The organism is Shewanella sp. SM68, assembly GCF_025653925.1.
In the GTDB taxonomy this organism is placed as follows: domain Bacteria; phylum Pseudomonadota; class Gammaproteobacteria; order Enterobacterales; family Shewanellaceae; genus Shewanella; species Shewanella oncorhynchi.
Window position 1 is genome coordinate 1 of sequence record NZ_JAKKRU010000002.1, and the last position, 14,433, is coordinate 14,433.

The 14,433-nt window shown below is 46.1% G+C and carries 12 protein-coding genes; 7 read left to right on the forward strand and 5 right to left on the reverse strand.

The features are described 5' to 3' along the window. From L5M40_RS03085 to L5M40_RS03100, 4 genes are all read left to right on the forward strand, one after another. Positions 1-240 (forward strand): integrase core domain-containing protein (locus tag L5M40_RS03085; RefSeq protein WP_263256145.1); only part of this gene is annotated, 240 nt, incomplete at its 5' end. Positions 241-264: 24 nt separating this feature from the next. Beyond that, positions 265-1,389 carry a UDP-2,3-diacylglucosamine diphosphatase gene (locus L5M40_RS03090; RefSeq protein WP_259569244.1) on the forward strand — a complete coding sequence of 375 codons (1,125 nt, stop codon included), beginning with the start codon at positions 265-267 and terminating at the stop codon, positions 1,387-1,389. A gap of 4 nt (positions 1,390-1,393) precedes the next feature. After that, positions 1,394-3,295 (forward strand): lysophospholipid acyltransferase family protein, encoded by a 1,902-nt coding sequence (locus L5M40_RS03095; protein WP_263256228.1) that lies wholly within the window; start codon positions 1,394-1,396, stop codon positions 3,293-3,295. 115 nt (positions 3,296-3,410) lie between these two features. Next, positions 3,411-3,842, forward strand: coding sequence for a CBS domain-containing protein (locus L5M40_RS03100; RefSeq protein ID WP_113939315.1), 432 nt, complete (start codon positions 3,411-3,413; stop codon positions 3,840-3,842). A gap of 62 nt (positions 3,843-3,904) precedes the next feature. Here L5M40_RS03100 and L5M40_RS03105 read toward each other — a convergent pair whose 3' ends face one another. Beyond that, positions 3,905-5,257, reverse strand: coding sequence for an NCS2 family permease (locus tag L5M40_RS03105; RefSeq protein ID WP_263176281.1), 1,353 nt, complete (start codon positions 5,255-5,257; stop codon positions 3,905-3,907). A gap of 695 nt (positions 5,258-5,952) precedes the next feature. On the opposite strand from L5M40_RS03105, the gene L5M40_RS03110 reads away from it, so the two are divergent. Next, entirely contained in the window at positions 5,953-6,324 is a 372-nt protein-coding gene (locus L5M40_RS03110; protein WP_105251715.1) for a PilZ domain-containing protein, read from the forward strand. Positions 6,325-6,405: 81 nt separating this feature from the next. Here L5M40_RS03110 and radA read toward each other — a convergent pair whose 3' ends face one another. Beyond that, positions 6,406-7,770: a DNA repair protein RadA gene (radA, locus tag L5M40_RS03115; RefSeq protein ID WP_006082696.1), complete on the reverse strand. Its 1,365-nt coding sequence runs from the start codon at positions 7,768-7,770 to the stop codon at positions 6,406-6,408. A gap of 100 nt (positions 7,771-7,870) precedes the next feature. On the opposite strand from radA, the gene L5M40_RS03120 reads away from it, so the two are divergent. Then, positions 7,871-10,252, forward strand: coding sequence for a PilZ domain-containing protein (locus L5M40_RS03120; protein ID WP_028761432.1), 2,382 nt, complete (start codon positions 7,871-7,873; stop codon positions 10,250-10,252). Here L5M40_RS03120 and L5M40_RS03125 read toward each other — a convergent pair. Together L5M40_RS03125 and serB are read right to left on the reverse strand one after the other, a co-directional pair. After that, complete coding sequence (locus L5M40_RS03125) at positions 10,249-11,235, reverse strand: alpha/beta fold hydrolase (RefSeq protein ID WP_263176279.1); 987 nt, start codon at positions 11,233-11,235, stop codon at positions 10,249-10,251. The two genes, L5M40_RS03120 and L5M40_RS03125, sit on opposite strands and share 4 nt — an antisense overlap. A gap of 115 nt (positions 11,236-11,350) precedes the next feature. Beyond that, positions 11,351-12,331 (reverse strand): phosphoserine phosphatase SerB, encoded by a 981-nt coding sequence (gene serB, locus L5M40_RS03130; RefSeq protein WP_263161906.1) that lies wholly within the window; start codon positions 12,329-12,331, stop codon positions 11,351-11,353. Between the two features lie 43 nt (positions 12,332-12,374). On the opposite strand from serB, the gene L5M40_RS03135 reads away from it, so the two are divergent. After that, positions 12,375-13,445 carry a YtjB family periplasmic protein gene (locus L5M40_RS03135; protein WP_206766073.1) on the forward strand — a complete coding sequence of 357 codons (1,071 nt, stop codon included), beginning with the start codon at positions 12,375-12,377 and terminating at the stop codon, positions 13,443-13,445. A 192-nt stretch (positions 13,446-13,637) separates the two neighbouring features. On the opposite strand, the gene deoD is transcribed toward L5M40_RS03135, so the two are convergent. Then, the gene (gene deoD, locus L5M40_RS03140) at positions 13,638-14,348 is read right to left on the reverse strand and encodes a purine-nucleoside phosphorylase (RefSeq protein ID WP_113939310.1); all 711 of its coding nucleotides are present in this window, start codon (positions 14,346-14,348) and stop codon (positions 13,638-13,640) included. Positions 14,349-14,433: the final 85 nt, after the last annotated feature.

Sequence of the window (14,433 nt, forward strand, 5' to 3'; positions counted from 1 at the left end):
AGTCGCCGAGGTAACTGCTGGGATAATGCGCCAATGGAGCGATTTTTCAGGAGTTTAAAAACGGAATGGGTGCCAACGCAAGGCTATAAGAGTTTTGTTGAAGCTAAACAAGATGTGACTGATTATATTATTGGCTATTACAGCCAAGTCAGGCCACATCATTATAATGCAGGATTAAGCCCAAATGAATCAGAGCGAAGATTTTGGGAAGATTCTAAAGCCGTGGCCAAATTTAGTTGACCACTACAATGGGGTGAATACGAGATGACAGGATTTAATTTCAAGGAATTTGAAACAACTGCGCAGGGACAGATAAATGACCCCAGCCTTTCACCTCCTATCTTTAACCGCTCGACGCAATCACCGACATCAGTTCCGACATCAGCACCAACACCCTCAAATCGATTCAATTCAGCTTCTTTTACCCCATCCGCATTAACTTCAGACCAGACGGCATCACCCCATACACCAAGCATCACAGTTAACGCCCTCTGGCTATCGGATATCCATTTAGGCTGTAAAGATTGCAAGGCCGACTACCTGCTCAGTTTGCTTGAAACTGTGCGTTGTCAGCACTTGTATCTGGTCGGTGACATAGTCGATTTATGGGCGCTGAAACGTAAGCTGCATTGGCCCGATAGCCACAATAAGGTGCTACAAAAATTCATTGAACTGGCACAAAACGGCACACAAGTGATTTATCTGCCGGGCAACCACGACGAACTGATCAAACCCTATGCCGAGCTAAGCCTGTGGAATATCAAAATAGCCCGCCAACATATTCACCACGGGATTGGCGGCCATAAATTGTTGATGCTCCACGGGGATCAGTTTGATGCCGATGTGTGTGTCGGCCGTTTCTACGCCATATTGGGCGATCATTTATATGACTTATTACTGTTCCTTAATCGCAATCTCCACAGCCTGCGGGAACGCTTAGGTTATCCCTATTGGTCACTGGCAAGTTACATCAAATCGAAAGTAGGTAAGGCTCAAGCCGCTATCGGACATTATCGCCAAGCGGTGCTCAACTATGCCCAGCATTTCGATGTTGACGGCGTGATCTGCGGCCATATCCATCAGCCAGAACTCTCAACTCACCCCAGAGCAGCACAATACTGCACGCCCCAAAGTACGCCTGAGCAGCGGCAGATCATCTACGCCAACGACGGTGACTGGGTTGAAAACTGCAGCTTAATCACCGAAACCCTTAACGGTGAATTACAGCTGTGTCGCTGGAATGAACAGACACTCAATCTCGATATTCTCAGCAGCATAGCGTTAGTGCAACAGCCGCCTGAGGCGCACAAAAACAAACAACAAAAAACGGCAGCGCAGCAAATGCCAAACACAAATACCGGCGAAACTCGCCCAAGGGATGTTGCCTAACACTATGAATCAACTAAATAACATGACTCATCAATCAGATAACGCTATGGAACACAATGACCAGACGCTCAACAGCAATCTTAACCATAATAACCATGCCGTGCAGCCACCAGCGCTTAAGGCGAAGAGCATGATTTTTACCGTTGATAATATGGTTGAACAAAATCTGCCTTCTATCAACGACAAACCTTGGCTCGCTAAACCCGCCAAGGCCATGCTGCGTTACCTGCTCAATGAAAAACAATGTAACGATATCGCCAATCAATATGCCTATTTACAAGGCGTGGACTTTGTCGAGCAAGTGCTGGCGAGTTTCGACTTTAGCTTTACCGTACCCGCCAACGAGGTAGAAAACATTCCCTGTGAAGGCCGAGTGGTGATCTTCGCCAACCATCCCATAGGTTCGCTCGATGGCTTAGCGCTGATCAAACTGATCAGTGAAATTCGCCCTGATATCAAAGTCGTCGCCAACGAACTCTTGATGGCGCTGGAACCCCTGCACTCAATCTTACTGCCAGTGCGCAATATGACGGGCGGCACACCGAAACAGCATTTAGAAAAAATCCACCAGCACCTGCGTAACGAAGGCGCTGTGCTGATTTTCCCGTCGGGCGAAGTTTCGCGCCTTCGCCCTAACGGCGTGCGTGATACCCAATGGCACTCAGGCTTTTTAAAGATGGCGATTTCCTGCAATGCGCCCCTACTGCCAATATTTTTAGATGCCAAAAACTCTGCCACTTTCTACGGCGCATCTATGATTTACAAGCCACTTGCGACACTGCTGCTAGTGAAGGAAATGTTCAAGCAGGCTAAACGTAATATGCCGATCCGCATTGGCGAGCTCATTCCCAATGAAGCCGTACGCTCAATGGACTTTCCACTCAAGACCAAGATAAAACTGCTTAAAAATCACTTGTATCGTATTGGCAAAGATAAAGATCCACTGTTTATCACCCAGAGCGCTATCGCCCACCCCGAATCGCGCCGTGAACTGCAAGCGGCACTGCAACAATGTGAACTTCTAGGGGAAACGCAAGATAACAAGTTGATTTATCTGTACCAACACCACGACAGTAATCCCATCATGCGGGAAATTGGCCGCCTGAGGGAAATCGCCTTTCGCGCCGTAGGCGAAGGTTCGGGCAAGCGCCGCGATATCGATAAATACGATTCCTACTACCAACACTTAGTGTTGTGGGATAAAGAGCAGTTTGAAATTATCGGCGCCTATCGTTTTGCCAGTGGTGAGCAAGTCTTAGCAAAATATGGCGACAACGCACTCTACAGCCAATCCCTATTCCAATACGCCGACAGCTTTATGCCCTTTGTGAAGCAAGGGTTAGAACTCGGTCGCAGCTTTGTGCAGCCTAAATATTGGGGTAAACGCAGTTTAGATTATCTGTGGTTTGGCATTGGGGCTTATCTCGCCAAGCATCCTGAATATCGTTATCTATTTGGCCCTGTGTCCATCAGTAATCAACTGCCTGGAAGTGCTAGGGAAATGCTAGTGCACTTTTATGCGCGGGAATTTGCACCTGCGCAGCAGATGGCAGTTTCCATGTCACCCTTTGGCTTATCTAAATCCCAAAAAGCTAAGTTAGATGACTTGTATTTCTCCGAGGATTATCAGAGTAACTTTAAGCAACTCAAACAAGTGCTCGCGAGTATGGGAGCGGCCGTACCTACGCTCTACAAACAATATGGTGAACTGTGTAAAACCGATGGGGTTAAGTTTCTCGCCTTTGGTATCGACGCCGACTTTGGCGATTGTATCGATGGCTTAGTACTGGTGGACACCCACAAACTGAAAGGTAAAAAGTATCAACGCTACATAGGCGCACACTTGCCCGAATCGGAGCGGATGCCAATCACAGCGGATGATGAGCCAGAGGTCCAAGATCTTTGAGTTAAAACTTTGTAATGGGTGTTGGCTAAACTTGCACCACTCTGTTATAAGTAACTGTAATGCAGCGCATTAACAGAGCGCATCCTAGGATGCGCAAGCTTAACAGGGGATCATCATGCCGATCATTATCGCCGATATTATGAGTACCCGAGTCGTCACGGTTGAAATGGACGATCGATTAACTGTGGCGAAGGAAATCTTCGACCAAGCGAGCTTTCATCACTTGTTGGTCGTCGATGAGTATCAACTTGAAGGCGTGTTATCGGAGCGGGATCTATTGCGCGCGATTAGCCCGAACTTGGGCAGTAGCGCGGAAACCGCAAGAGACTTAGAAACCCTACAAAAACGTGTCCATCAAGTGATGACGCGTAATCCGGTTACCGTCGCACCTCACATCAATTTAGACACGGCCACCCGCATGTTATTAGATAACAATATAGGCTGCTTACCCGTGTTAGAGGACGGTAAATTGGTTGGGATTGTTACTTGGAAAGACTTATTACGTGCCTATTGTGAGTACAGAGCACAAAATCAAAGCGAGTGCTAATCCTAAGACTGCACTCGCTTCTGTTCTCAATAACTCAGTTCAAATCACTCAGTTTGCCTAACTTAAATCGCCCAGCCACCCATATAAAACACCACTAAACCTAAGGTGATGGCAAGCACGCCTAACTTCAGTTTGCGCCATTCGCCACTGCAAATACGGCCTACCACCAGTGTCACAAAACCCAGCATAATACCGGTAACGATATTACAGCTTAAGATGATAAACACAGCGCAGGTTAAGCCCGACATGGCATCAACTTTATCGTCAAAATCGAGTTTCGCCACATTACTCAGCATCAACAAACCCACATACATCAAAGCAGGCGCTGTCGCATAGGCAGGCACTAAGTAGCTTAATGGCGCTAAAAACATCATCAATAAAAACAGTACGCCAACGATAGTCGCGGTTAAACCTGTCTTACCGCCCGCTGCAGTCCCCGCCGCCGACTCGATATACACAGCCGCTGGTGCACCGCCGACTAAACCTGCCACCATACTGCTGACTGAGTCTGAAGTTAAGGCTTTACCGCCGCCGACAATATTGTCGTCTTTATCGAGTAAATTAGCTTGGCCAGCCACAGCACGAATAGTGCCGGTCGCATCGAAAATCGCCGTCATCACTAACGCTAATACGATAGGCAAGACCACAGGATTAAAGGCACCCATAATATCGAGCTGACCAATCAGTGAATGCTCTGAGGTAAAATCAGGCAAGGCGAACAAACCTTGGTATTTAACGCTCGGATCGAACACTAAACCAAATACCGATAACGCGATAATCACCAACAAAATACCGCCAGGTACACCACGGCGCTCTAAACCGATAGTTGCCGCTAAACCTAGAATAGTCGCGATAACAGGTAAGCTGTTAATGTCGCCCAACTTCACCGGCAAGCCTGCGCTATTGGCCACAATCAATTGCACGCTGTTAGTCGCAATCAATAGTAAAAACAAGCCGATACCTATGCCAGTACCGTGGGCAATACCCTTAGGTAAATTAGCCAGCACCCACTGACGAATACCCGTCACACTCACAAGCGTGAAGGTCACGCCCATTAGGAAAATCGCACCTAAGGTAACCGGAATCGACATGCCCTGACCGAGCACTAAGCTAAAGGCCGTAAAGGCGGTGAGCGAAATCGCGCAGCCAATCGCCATAGGTAAATTTGCCCATAAACCCATGAGCAAAGAACCAAATGATGCAATTAAACAGGTAGCGATAAACACGGCACCAGGATCAAATCCCGCTTGGCCTAACATGTTTGGCACCACAATCACCGAGTAGACCATAGCGAGGAAAGTTGTTAATCCCGCAATCACTTCTTGGCGAACTGTGCTGCCACGTTGTTGAATAGAAAAATAACGGTCCAGAAACGAACCAGAGGGTACGGCTGTTGAACTCAATTGCTCAGACATAATGTTGTTATACCTTGTGATCTCTTAAAATGGGGTCGGTACCAATTACCCTAAAACGCAATTGGCGACGCTGGCTGCGGCAGATTAGAGCCCCAAATCCATCAGACTTGGGTGAGAGATCCACATCATTTTCCTACTGTGGGAAAAATCCATGATCTGCAAGCAGTGATGCTTCGCGATGATTAAAAAGCCATTAATCATGTAGACGCAGCCGTTGTTGGCCGCGGATGATACTGGAATCTCCCAAAGATAGCTAAGACATCGCCTACACTTCGATAAAAAATTAGCGGCAAAAACTGAAATCTGTTGTTTAAAAAAACGCCTAAACCTATGTAATAACTGCTACTTAATATCACATTAATCACGATAAGAGTCTGCCAGTGCCGCGTAAACGTACGCTAACTTCACCCCCTCCTTCATCTCCCAATATTAGAATATGGCAAGTCAACCAAACCTTGATACTTAGTGTATTGATACTTGGCGTATTAACGTTTCAGGGGTTGTTGTACAAGGAGCCACACTTACGCTTTATGTAACGAACACCTCGTCATTCACACCGCCTGCGTGAATATGCGATCTTGGTAGCTTTATTGAACAAAAAATTACTCTGCTTTTACAGCCACATCAATATGACTTATGCTTAGAGGCACTGATGGGACTACACTTAGCTGACTATGAAAGAAAAAGGATTGGGTATGGACGAAAGGCGTAAGTTTTCGCGGATTCTATTTGCCACGAGCGCACATCTACAACAAGGTGGTGCACAGTGGGAGACGACCATTCTCGATTTGAGTCTAAATGGTGCCTTGGTTGAAGAACCGCAAAATTTTATTAATTCGGGTGATGCTATTACCCTCAGTTTTGCCTTACCAGAATCTGACATTGAGATCCGTATGGAAACTGAGTTGGTCCATCAAAAAAATGCCCAATTAGGTTTGAAGTGTAACTTTATCGATGTTGATAGTATCAGCCACCTAAAACGTATGGTGGAACTGAACCTAGGTGATGCTTCTTTGCTGAATCGTGAACTTATGTTGTTTATCGAAAAACACAATATCACAGCTTAAAACACCAGCTCACAAATACAAACAGCGCCTCATGGCGCTGTTTTGCTTGCTGGTGTTAATCTCACTCGCGAGCATTTGATGCTAAATCGCTTCTAGCGCTTCGGATAACTTAGAAACACCCACCACTTCCATCCCAGCTGGAGGCTTTTTCGGCACATTGGCCTTGGGCACGATTGCTCGCTTAAAACCATGCTTAGCGGCTTCGATTAATCGCTCTTGCCCATTGGGCACAGGACGAATTTCGCCGGACAGCCCGACCTCACCAAAGGCAACTAAATCGCTAGGCAAAATATCACCGCGAAAACTCGATACCATTGCAAGCAGCAAGGTTAAGTCGGCACTGGTTTCCGTTACTTTCACGCCGCCCACCACGTTAACAAACACATCCTGATCCGACATCTGCAAACCACCATGGCGGTGCATTACGGCAAGCAACATGGCCAAACGGTTTGCATCCATACCCACAGCCACGCGGCGCGGGTTAGACATAGCTGAGTTATCCACCAGCACTTGCAGCTCCACCAACAAGGGCCGGGTGCCTTCCCAAACCACCATGACAAGCGAGCCAGATGATTCTTCTTCACCACGAGAGAGGAAGATTGCCGAAGGATTGGCGACTTCCTTTAAGCCGCGCTCTGTCATGGCAAATACGCCTAATTCATTGATCGCGCCAAAACGATTTTTATGGGAGCGCAAAGTGCGGTAACGACTATCGCTATCCCCTTCGAACATCACAGAGCAGTCGATACAATGTTCCAATACCTTGGGCCCAGCCAAACTGCCATCTTTGGTCACATGGCCGACCATAATCACGGCAATGCCATTTTCTTTCGCAAAACGGGTTAAGTAAGAAGCGGATTCACGCACCTGCGACACACTGCCAGGGCTCGATGCCACATCACTCATGTGCATCACTTGAATCGAGTCAACGACGATGACTTTCGGCAATTCTTTAAGGGCAACTTCGCAAATTTGCTCGACGCTGGTTTCAGACAACATCCGCAATTTATTGGTTGGTAAACCAAGGCGATGGGCGCGCATCGCTACCTGCTGCAACGATTCTTCACCCGTGACATAAAGTGCAGGCATTTGCTCGGCCAAATGACACAGAGTTTGCAATAAAAGCGTACTCTTACCTGCGCCTGGATGTCCGCCTATCAAAATGGCAGAACCTGGTACAATCCCACCACCGAGTACTCGGTCTAATTCGCCAAAATGACTCAAGATCCGCGGTAAGGCATTGAGATCGATTTGATCTAATGTCTTCACTTCATTGCTGCTTGCTCCGGCATAACCGACAAACTTAGTGCTACGCCCAGGCGAAGCTGCACCGAGCCTCACCTCAGTGATCGTATTCCATTCCTGACAAGCGCTACACTGCCCTTGCCAACGGGGAAAGTCTTGTCCACACTCATTACATACGTACGCCGTTTTATTCTTTGCCATAACTCATTAAAATCTGTATAAAATCAATTTAAGTAACTGCGAATACTGCCGACATAAGACTAACAGCCCAATACAAAATAAGCATTAAAAAGAACCCTACATGAGTCTAGATAACCATAGTGCACTCATCGAACAGCTCAAGCCATTGCTCATGGAACCTAACTTCCAAGAGATTTTCCAGCAGCTGACGATAGATGAAACCAATTCGACCCGTTTTCTAGTGAAAATGGAACTCAGTCGTTTGGCTTCACCATGCACACGAATTATCGATCTCAGGGATAAATCTGAGCTTCCTTGTGTTGAAGTGATGTTAGGTCAACAGCGACATTTTTTAGATGAACCCGCCAAAAACAGTATGCATGAGGCCATGTCACTGTTTCGCAACCAATATACCTTGGGAGTATACGAGTATGTGCTAAATGCTCACCAACAACGTCGGTTAAAGTTGCGCCAAAATGTCACGCAAGTGGAAGCCGCTGAGTCAGAGCCTTTTATGGTGCCAGGCGTGGTATTAGGCAGTTATTTCAACCGCACAGAAGAGCGGATGAATTACAGTATTCGCATCGCAGCATCGCAAACCGGCCGTGGTGAAGTACAAGGGATAACTGCAGATTTATCCGTAGGTGGTGCCCGTATTCGTCTTGCAGCCAACCATCCCTTCGATCTCGACCATCCCCTTAAAATAAAATTACTGGAACTCAGTGAAGAGTTTTACTATCCCGATCTCCAGCTCGGTGTTGACTATGAGGTTGTCGATAGCCAAACCAATGGCGAATATATTTGGTTAAGACTCAAGCGTATTGGGGGCAGCGAAGCCTTAAGTGAAATGCTTGGCAATTTAATCCGCGGCTACAAACTGCGTTACAAAGTAGATGTGAATGATGTGATAGTCACAGCAACAGGGCTTGGATTTGAGCGTCATTATTTACCCCATTTACCGCACTTACCTTTATATTTCAATACTCAAACGCAAGGTTTGAGCCACATGCTACTCAGCCGAGATAACCAGCAGATAGTGCATTATTTTCAAGATGAAAATGATGTGAGCCAGTTACCAGCTATGCTGACACCAAGCCGTTTATCTGAGCTACTTAATCATCCTGAAAATCCCGACCATGGGCTATTTTTTAGCTTTACCTATAATGCCCAAGGTTGCTTATATTTTTACTCTGCCACCTTAGCAGAGCTTAAAGCTAAGGGCATGATGCCTTTATTTTTAGGCTTTGCATCGACCAAGCCCAGCTGGCGGATCTTCAAAGTCACCCAAGATAAAATTTATCATGATAAGGGTTATCGACGTGCGACCCTCCCCGGAGATGAAGCAAAATTTAGCCCATTGGTCGAACAACAATTATCACAATTTAGCCATTTGCTTCAGCTCATCGAAATCAGCAACGAAGATACCAGAGGCCATTACAAAGCTTGGCAAGACGATAGTAATGCCAACGCCCTAAAAACCTTTGGTCAACAAAGACTGACCACCAATCAAATTAAGTTAGTTTCCATGCAGTTTAGCGAGCGACGCCAAGAAGCGCGTTTCGCCTTTAAAACCTTAGTCAATGTGACTCAAGACAAGCACAAAGCCACGGGCATTACTTTAGATATTTCAAGCCGAGGCATGCAATTAACCTTGGATAATCCTGCAGATTTTTCATCAAATAAACCACTACTGTTAAGCTTCCCAAAGCTCCAAACCATTGCAGGCAAAACACAGCTAGATAACCTCCCCTACCGCTTAGTGCGTACCCGCAAGAATGGTGTAACCTTGCATTTAACCGCCGTTATGGGCCATACGCCCCATGTTGGGGTAGAATTTTTAAATAAACTTATTGCCCATAACAAAGAAAAATTAGAGCAACTCACCGAAAACAATAGTGAAATCAAAGAACTTGCCGATGGTTTAAAAAATATTTTGATGCATGATTTACATTCTGTGCCCTATTTTGTTGAAAAAACGACAAAATCTGCCCAAGTCGCTTGTTTAGGCGTTGGTACACAACAGGATGAGATCAGCGATATTTTTGCCGCGGGCACCTCAGATACTCTGCAATATAATTTAGCGCCACTGCTAAAAGACGGTTTTTTTAAGCGAGATATTCTCGAACCTATCCGCCAAATGAAACCCCAACAGGACATGGATTTTATTGAAGTGTTTATTCAGTTAATTCGCCAATCTCGCGGAAAAATCTTTTTAAAGTGCACTCTTGCAACTGAAATCGGTGATGTCGAAGCACAGATAACCTTTATCAATCAGAGCAAAGCATTAGGCAGATTCCTCGCCCTACGGATTTATCGCGGCGCGACAGAGAAGCCTGACATGAACTACCTACGCCGTGAATTGGAATACATTAATATTCATGCAAACCATAAAGCTAAACAGTTAGAAGAACAGTTATGGCGTGTGATTGGTGTCGGCGAACTGTTAGATATTACCCAAGAAGTCGAATTAAGATACCCAGTACTTCATAAAAAGCAGTCTTAATTGTTCAATACCGCCAGATCAAAACTTAAATACCAATCCCTTATCTTAGGAAAATGATCACTGGTGGCATCTAAATGCGTCAGCATATCTGCATGGCCATAGTCATGCTTAAAGCCATTCTCCTTAGCGAGAAGCGTCGATTTAACCCGTTTAAAGCCACACTCTACGACCATATCCGCCACATCTTCAGGGTGCCCCAACACAGTATCGTTTTGCCCTGAGATAAACCAAGCCGGTGGCCAATGAGCGCGCTTTGCCGCTTTCGCATAATCAAACCCATCATCGTGATCGATCCAATCGCCCCGCACCCAATCGATACTTTGAACTAATGAGGCACGGCTCTCATTGTCCATACCAATGCGCAGCTTATCGGCGGCGAGGTAACCTTGGCCCATCGCTAAACCTGGCGCTAAACGATTCCAAAAAACATCAACCATTAACCACTTTTTGAAGGACTTAACCCGAATTGTCCGTTTGCTACCGAAAGTAAGCAGTGAACGAACGCTTTGCTGCAAATCAGGATATCGGGCCAAACTACTCGCCATCAACACGCCGCCCCATGAATGGGCACACCAATGCACCTGCGAAGGCGCCACGGCTTTACGAGTCGTCTGCTCTTGGCAGACTTTTTGATGTAAATCGAGAATCGCCTGCTGCACTAAAGGTAACTGCTCGCGGATCACTTCCCCCTGCCCTAAGGTAAAATCACGATCGATTTTAGGCAAGCTGAGCCCTCTTCCTGCAGTATCCAGCACATACACCACAAATCCCGCCTTCACTAAATAACAACCAAGACCACGGCCACTCAGGCTATAAAACACCCGACCGTTAGACATAGCGCCATGGAGCATGAGGATAGGCGTTTTAGAAAAATCAGGCGCAGCCGGTAATAACTGGCGTAGATGCAGTTGACCATCGCGGTACGGCAGGTAGATTGAAGACTGTGAAATGGTCGAAATTGAGCCTTGGGCGAGCTGAGTCAAAATAAGTCACTGGTAGTTTATCAATATCCCTAAACTACCAGCTCATCAATAAAAGACAAGAGTCATTGCTCTAACTCAGTCTCTATCCAGACTTATATTTAAATAAATGAATAACCTAGATTTGTAGCAGATAAGGTAGAACCCGCAGGTCGAGATGGCGAATATTGGCATCCGCCGCCGCTGCCAGCTTAGGTTTGGCATGGAAAGCGATACCAAAATCCGCTGCCATCACCATAGGAATATCATTCGCGCCATCGCCGATCGCGACTCTTTGGCCTTTTGGAATTTGCCACTGCTCACTACAACGCTCAACCACATCTGCTTTAAACTGCGCATCCACAACTTTACCTGTTACTTCCCCCGCAAGTTTACCGTCAGTGATCACTAACTCATTAGCAAAGGCCGCATCTAAGTTTAGAAGCTGCCTTAAATGGCCAACAAAAGGCGTAAAGCCGCCAGATGCAACCACTAAACGCCAGCCATGGGATTTAAGTTCTAAAAGCATGGGCTCAAGCCCTGGCATCAAAGGCAAGTTGTCGCACAAGGTCGTGATAATACTGGCATCGGCGCCCTTAAGCTGTGCAACGCGCTGACGCAAACTCTGCTCAAAATCTAGCTCACCTTGCATAGCACGTTCAGTAATCGCCGCCACGCGCTCACCCACGCCTGCCATGACCGCTAATTCATCAATACATTCAATCTGAATCGCTGTGGAATCCATATCCATCACTAATAAGCCGGGATGATTCAAGCAAGGCAAATCAGCATGAATGACATGCAGTTCAGCTAAAGACTGCGGGAATGCCGCTAACTGCGCCTGAGAAGGCAAATTTACCAGTGCCAACTCGATACAATGTAAACCAACTTGTCGTTCGATATGGGCGATACCGATAACGTTAGACTGAGGTAATTGCGCTATCCATGCCGATATTGTCGCCTCTACCACGGCATCTTGATAAATAATTCGCACACGTGAAACACCAGCGGGGTTTGCTGACTCTTGATAACGTTCAAACACTTGCCCTTGGCGTTCAAACCTTGGGGAATGGCCAGAGACTAACCACAAAAAAAGCGCATCTTGGTTCAAGCTTTCCATCGGACTTAAATTCTCCAACTATCGGGCTCACTCAGAATCAATTATGATTAGGCAAGCGCTCTACATTTTAAGGGTCAAAGTGTTATATCTTAAAGGGCTAAAGAAAAGCCATAAAATCAGTAGACTGATCCAAATTGCCGCCGCATTCGCCTTAATATTCGGCTTAGTGCAATTGTGGCAAACAAGCCTACTACAAGGTCAGCTGCTTCTAAAGTCCCAAACTCAAAAGATGGCCAGATTACTGGTACAGCAAACCGCTTATGGTGCCGCACCCGCGCTACAACTGCAAAATGACGAGCAGTTGCAATGGCTCGCCAGCGCTTTAGTGGAAGATCCTAAGGTGATGTCCGCCGCCATCTTCAGTGACCAAGGCATGCGGCTATCCTTCGCTCAAAGCATCACTAAGGATGTAGTTGATCCTGACTCTGAAGATATGAATTTGCTGCTAAGCAAATATCCTCCCTATGTAGAGCCCGTGATCCAAGAAGGGAAAAATCTAGGTTATGTCGAAGTTAGGCTTGATACCAAGTTATTTTTCAACGAAATCAAAGAAGCCCATAATTTAAACATGGAGCAACAACAAATCATGCTGTTGGTTGCAGGCTTGATTGGTATGTTGCTTTCGCGCTCTTTGTCTTTCAAACGTGCCGACTTCGACCGCCGCCGCTTTCGGGTTAAGTTGCGTCAAGCGCCGAAAAAACCTAAGAAACGATCCATAGCTGAAGAGCCATCAGAAAGTGTTAATGATGGTTTGGCGCAAGAGCTAACCGAAGATCAACCGGTGGCAACCACTGATAACCCACAAGAGAAAGTGACTAAGCCAACTAAGGCACCAAAAGCAGTGACAGAGGCAAATACCGATAAGCTCACTCAGACCAGCGTGCAAACTAAGGCCGAAAAAACGTCAGAAAAATCATTGGAATTACAGGATAATACAACAGTTGAAAACGCGGCAAACGATGCGGAACAAGCGGTACCTGTTAAGGTTAAACCTAAAGTGAAAAGTGTCCGTCGGGTAAAACACGCGACTAAAGCAACAGCCGCTGCAGCCGAAACCTCGACGCCAAAAACACCCAGTGAACCAAGTGATCTCGACACAGATTCAACAGGTTAATATCTATTTCGATGGATAAGGTAAATCACTAATCTATTGATAGCTAAGCTCTAGATAAGCCATAAACAAGCAATTTCTAATAACCAAACCATTAATTACAAAGTCGAATAGAACAGCCGCTAAAAATTGGCATAAAAAAAGGGTTCGCATTGCGAACCCTTTTTTCAGTAGCACACTCTTACAGAATAACAGTTACAGTGTAATAGCCGCTTCTAATGTCATGATGATCATATCATTGAATGTGGTTTGACGTTCTTCTGCAGAAGTCTTTTCACCGGTGCGGATGTGGTCAGATACAGTCACTACGCACAGGGCACGTGCACCAAACTCATGGGCAACGCCGTACAAACCAGCCGCTTCCATTTCTACGCCTAATACGCCCATCTTCTCCATCACGTCAAACATTTGTGGATCAGGAGTGTAGAACAGGTCCGCAGAGAAAATGTTACCTACGCGAACTTTAGTGCCACGAGCTTTCGCAGATTCGATAACCGCATTCATCAGCTCATAGTTAGCGATAGCGGCAAAATCTTGGCCTTTAAAACGTAAACGGTTAACCGCTGAATCAGTACATGCACCCATACCGATGATCACGTCACGTACTTTAACGTCAGTGCTGATCGCACCACAAGTACCCACACGGATCAGGTTCTTAACGCCGTAATCACGAATTAATTCAGTTGCATAGATAGAGCATGAAGGAATGCCCATGCCAGAACCCATTACTGAAATACGCTTACCTTTGTAAGTACCAGTAAAACCTAGCATGTTTCGAACATCAGTCACTTGCTCAACATTTTCTAAGAATGTTTCAGCAATATATTTTGCACGTAATGGATCGCCTGGAAACAGCATTGTCTCAGCGAATGCGCCCTCTACAGCATTAATGTGTGGTGTTGCCATCGAAATAACCCCTGTTTATTTTATTAAGACTTAAGTCTTTGTTTACTGACGGCAAATGTCAGCCGCCAAATCGAAATAAATGCTA

Coding starts and splice junctions, on each gene's coding strand:
- L5M40_RS03105 (WP_263176281.1), bottom strand. CDS start 5,257: ATGTCTGAGCAATTGAGTTCAACAGCCGTACCCTCTGGTTCGTTTCTG.
- serB (WP_263161906.1), bottom strand. CDS start 12,331: ATGGAAAGCTTGAACCAAGATGCGCTTTTTTTGTGGTTAGTCTCTGGC.
- deoD (WP_113939310.1), bottom strand. CDS start 14,348: ATGGCAACACCACACATTAATGCTGTAGAGGGCGCATTCGCTGAGACA.
- L5M40_RS03100 (WP_113939315.1), top strand. CDS start 3,411: ATGCCGATCATTATCGCCGATATTATGAGTACCCGAGTCGTCACGGTT.
- L5M40_RS03120 (WP_028761432.1), top strand. CDS start 7,871: ATGAGTCTAGATAACCATAGTGCACTCATCGAACAGCTCAAGCCATTG.
- L5M40_RS03095 (WP_263256228.1), top strand. CDS start 1,394: ATGAATCAACTAAATAACATGACTCATCAATCAGATAACGCTATGGAA.
- L5M40_RS03090 (WP_259569244.1), top strand. CDS start 265: ATGACAGGATTTAATTTCAAGGAATTTGAAACAACTGCGCAGGGACAG.
- L5M40_RS03135 (WP_206766073.1), top strand. CDS start 12,375: ATGATTAGGCAAGCGCTCTACATTTTAAGGGTCAAAGTGTTATATCTT.
- radA (WP_006082696.1), bottom strand. CDS start 7,770: ATGGCAAAGAATAAAACGGCGTACGTATGTAATGAGTGTGGACAAGAC.
- L5M40_RS03110 (WP_105251715.1), top strand. CDS start 5,953: ATGGACGAAAGGCGTAAGTTTTCGCGGATTCTATTTGCCACGAGCGCA.